Origin of the sequence: Micromonospora sp. NPDC051296 (assembly GCF_040682255.1) — a bacterium.
GTDB classification, from domain to species: Bacteria; Actinomycetota; Actinomycetes; order Mycobacteriales; family Micromonosporaceae; genus Micromonospora; species Micromonospora craterilacus.
Genome location: NZ_JBFBAO010000540.1, coordinates 1 through 3,279 on the forward strand (window position 1 = coordinate 1; position 3,279 = coordinate 3,279).

At 73.5% G+C, this 3,279-nt stretch carries 5 protein-coding genes; 4 read left to right on the forward strand and 1 reads right to left on the reverse strand.

The window, feature by feature from the left end; all coding sequences use genetic code 11:
* The 4 genes from AB0M52_RS32480 to AB0M52_RS32495 all read left to right on the forward strand — a co-directional run.
* Window positions 1-564: sigma-70 family RNA polymerase sigma factor (locus AB0M52_RS32480; RefSeq protein ID WP_363961590.1), on the forward strand; the 564-nt coding region annotated here is incomplete at its 5' end.
* Window positions 565-682: 118 nt separating this feature from the next.
* Window positions 683-1,039, forward strand: coding sequence for a metalloregulator ArsR/SmtB family transcription factor (locus AB0M52_RS32485; RefSeq protein WP_363961592.1), 357 nt, complete (start codon window positions 683-685; stop codon window positions 1,037-1,039).
* Window positions 1,040-1,095: 56 nt separating this feature from the next.
* A complete protein-coding gene (locus tag AB0M52_RS32490) occupies window positions 1,096-1,527 on the forward strand; it encodes an SRPBCC family protein (protein WP_363961598.1) in 432 nt (143 codons plus the stop codon).
* Window positions 1,524-1,931, forward strand: coding sequence for a VOC family protein (locus tag AB0M52_RS32495; protein WP_363961594.1), 408 nt, complete (start codon window positions 1,524-1,526; stop codon window positions 1,929-1,931). Before AB0M52_RS32490 ends, AB0M52_RS32495 begins: the two co-directional genes overlap by 4 nt.
* 59 nt (window positions 1,932-1,990) lie before the next feature.
* Here the strand turns inward: AB0M52_RS32495 and AB0M52_RS32500 are convergent.
* A partial coding sequence (locus AB0M52_RS32500; protein ID WP_363961596.1) for an acetate--CoA ligase family protein occupies window positions 1,991-3,279 on the reverse strand: 1,289 nt, incomplete at its 5' end.

The window sequence follows — 3,279 nt, forward strand, 5'->3', positions numbered from 1 at the left end:
TTCTCCACCTACGCCACCTGGTGGATCCGCCAGGCCATCACCCGCGCCATGGCCGACCAGGCCCGCACCATCCGCATCCCGGTGCACATGGTCGAGCAGGTCAACCGGATGGTCCGGGCCCGCCGCGAACTGGCGGTGTCGCTGGGCCGCGAGCCCACGGTCGCCGAGGTCGCCCGGGCACTGGACGTACCGGAGTTCCAGGTGATCGAGCTGATCTCGTACGACCGGGAGCCGGTCAGCCTGGACCAGGCCGTCGGCGAGGACGGCGAGAGCGCGCTGGGTGACTTCGTCGCCGCCGTCGACCCGTCCGCGGAGCCGGGCGACGCCACCGCCCGGGGCGAGTTGCGCAACGAGGTGAGCATCGTGCTGGCCACCCTGTCGCAGCGCGAGCAGGCGGTGATCCGGCTGCGGTTCGGGCTCGACGACGGCCGGCAGCGCACCTTGGATGAGGTCGGCCGCGAGTTCGGCCTGTCCCGCGAGCGGATCCGTCAGATCGAGAAGGTGACGCTGCTCAAGCTGCGGGCCCCGGAGCGGGCGCAGCGGCTGGAGGCGTACGCCTGCTGAGCTGGACCTGCGGCGGCCCCGGCGATTTCGCTGGGGCCGCCGTCGTGCGTGGTGCTTGACGCGGCGTACACCGATCGGATAAGAACCTCTTGGTTATTGAACCGAGAGGTTATACACAGTGCGTACGGATCTGGATGCCACGTTCGCGGCCCTGGCCGACCCCACCCGGCGGGCCATCCTCGCCCGGCTGGCGGCCGGCGAGGCGACCGTCACCGAACTCGCCGCGCCCTTCGCGATGAGCCAGCCGGCGATCTCCAAGCACCTGCGGGTGCTGGAGCGGGCCGGCCTGATCAGCCGGGGCCGGGTCGCCCAACGCCGCCCGTGCCGCCTCCAGGCTGGCCCGTTGCGGGAGGCCACCGCCTGGCTCGCCGAGTACCGCGACCACTGGGCGGAGCGCTACCAGCGGCTCGACGAACTCCTCGACGAACTGCGTGCCGCAGACGATCCCGAGCCGCGAGGTGGCGAGGCGCCGTGATCGACGATCATCTCGTGGTCGAGACCCCGGGAGACCGGGAAATCGTGCTGAGCCGGATGTTCGACGCACCGGCGCGGCTGGTCTTCGCCGCCTTCACCCGGCCCGAGCTGCTGGTCCGCTGGTACGGCGCGCGTGGCTGGCGGCTCGTCGAGTGCGAGGTGGACCTCCGGGTCGGCGGGCGCTGGCGGTACGTGTCGCAGGGCCCCGGCGGGGAGCGGATGGGCCAGAGCGGGGTCTACCGGCAGGTCGACCCGCCGCGCCGCCTGGTCTGCACGGAGCTGTTCGACGACCAGTCGTACCCCGGGGAGACCCTGGTCAGGCACGATTTCACCGAGCTGGCCGGGCGGACCACCGTCACCACCACGCTGCGTTTCGCCACCCCCGAGGGGCGCGCCACGGCGCTGCGGTACCCGATGACGCGGGGCGTCACCGAGAGCTTCACCCGACTCGCCGAGCTGTTGGCGACGACATCAGGAGGACAACCATGAACTGGACACTGGAAGTCGTGATCGTGCCGGTCTCCGACGTGGACCGGGCGAAGGAGTTCTACGCCGAGCGGCTCGGCTTCGCCGTCGACCATGACACCGCCTTCGGCGACGATGCACGGATCGTGCAGCTGACCCCGCCCGGCTCCGGCTGCTCGATCGTGATCGGAAAGGGTGTGGTGCCGCAGATGCCGCCGGGGTCGCTCAAGGGGCTCCAACTCGTCGTGCCGGACCTGCACAAGGCCCGCGCCGAGCTGCTCGACCGCGGCGTCGAGGTGAGCGAGATCCAGGTCATCGGGGAGAACCCCCGCCCGGTGCCGGACCCACTGGACAACGTCGGTTTCGTCTTCTTCGACGACCCGGACGGCAACGCCTGGGCGGTGCAGCAGATCTCCAGCCGCCCCTGACCCGGCTGTTAAAAGGGGGCCCCTGCTCTACACCAGGCGTTAAGAAGGGGCCCTTCCTTTCACAGCCGGCGGGGGCCGGTGTCGGGGCGGGGGGCGGCGGAGCCGACCCGGACGGCGGCGTGCAGCACCGAGAGGCCGTCGGGGCGGGCGAGCACCGGGTTCAGCGTCAGCGCGCGTACCCGGGGCTGCTCGTCGGCCAGCCGCCCGACCCGCAGCAGCAGGTCGGCCAGGGCGGCGCGGTCCACCAGGGCGGCGCCCCGGTGTCCCCGCAGCAGCGGCGCAGCGCGTGGCGCGTCGACCAGTTCGGCGGCGTCCCGGTCGGTCAACGGCACCGCCCGCCAGGCCCGGTCGCCGAGCAGTTCGGTGGCGACCCCACCAAGACCGAAGCCGACGACCGGGCCGAAGGCCGGATCCTCGACCAGTTCCACCACACAGGCCACCCCGGGCGGGACCATCGGTTGCACCAGGACGTCCGCGCCGAACGCCGCCGCCATCTCGGCGTACGTCCGGCGTACGGTGGCGTCGTCGGGCAGGTCGAGGCGGACGGCACCGAGGTCGAGCCGGTGCCGCAGCCCACCGGCGGCGGCCTTCAACGCGACCGGGAACCCGAGCCGTGCCGCCGCCTCAGCGGCCTCCTCGGCCGAGGCGACCGGCACCGACTCGACCACGTCGATGCCGTACGCGGCGAGCAGCGCCCCCGGGTCGGCGCCGTCCACCCGCAGCGCCGCCTGCGCCGCCAGGGGGTCGACGTCGGGCAGTTCGGGCAGCACCCCGGGCGGCCGGCGCAGCCAGTCGGCGTACCCGGTGACCCGGGCGAGCGCGCGGACCGCCTCCTCCACGCTCGGATAGGAGGGCATCCCCGCCGGTGCCCGGCCGACCAGGAAGGTGGCCACCGCGGGCTTGGCGGCGGTGAACGCGGCGGGCAGGGCGGCGGTGAGATCCGCCTCGGTGCCGGTGAACTGGCCGGGCAACGGCGGCGCGAAGAGGGCCACCAGCGCGTCGACGGTCTCGTCGGCGGCGGCCTCGGCCAGTGCGTCGGCGAAGTCGGCGACGCTGGCCCGTGGCCCGACGTCGCGGGGATAGCCCACGGCGACGGTCAGCCCCTGGGCCGCGCAGGCGGTGGCCGCCAGCCCGGTCAGCGCCGAGGAGTTGCCGACGATGCCGACCCGGTTTCCGGCGGGCAGTGGCTGGTTGGCCAGCAGCACCCCGACATCGAGCAGCTCGGCGACGGTGTCCACCCGGATCACCCCGGACTGGGTGAACAGCGCGCTCACCGCCGTCTCGTCCGGGCCGACGGAGTCGCCCACCCCGGGCGGGCGGGCCGGGGAGGCCAGCGCCACCACCGGCT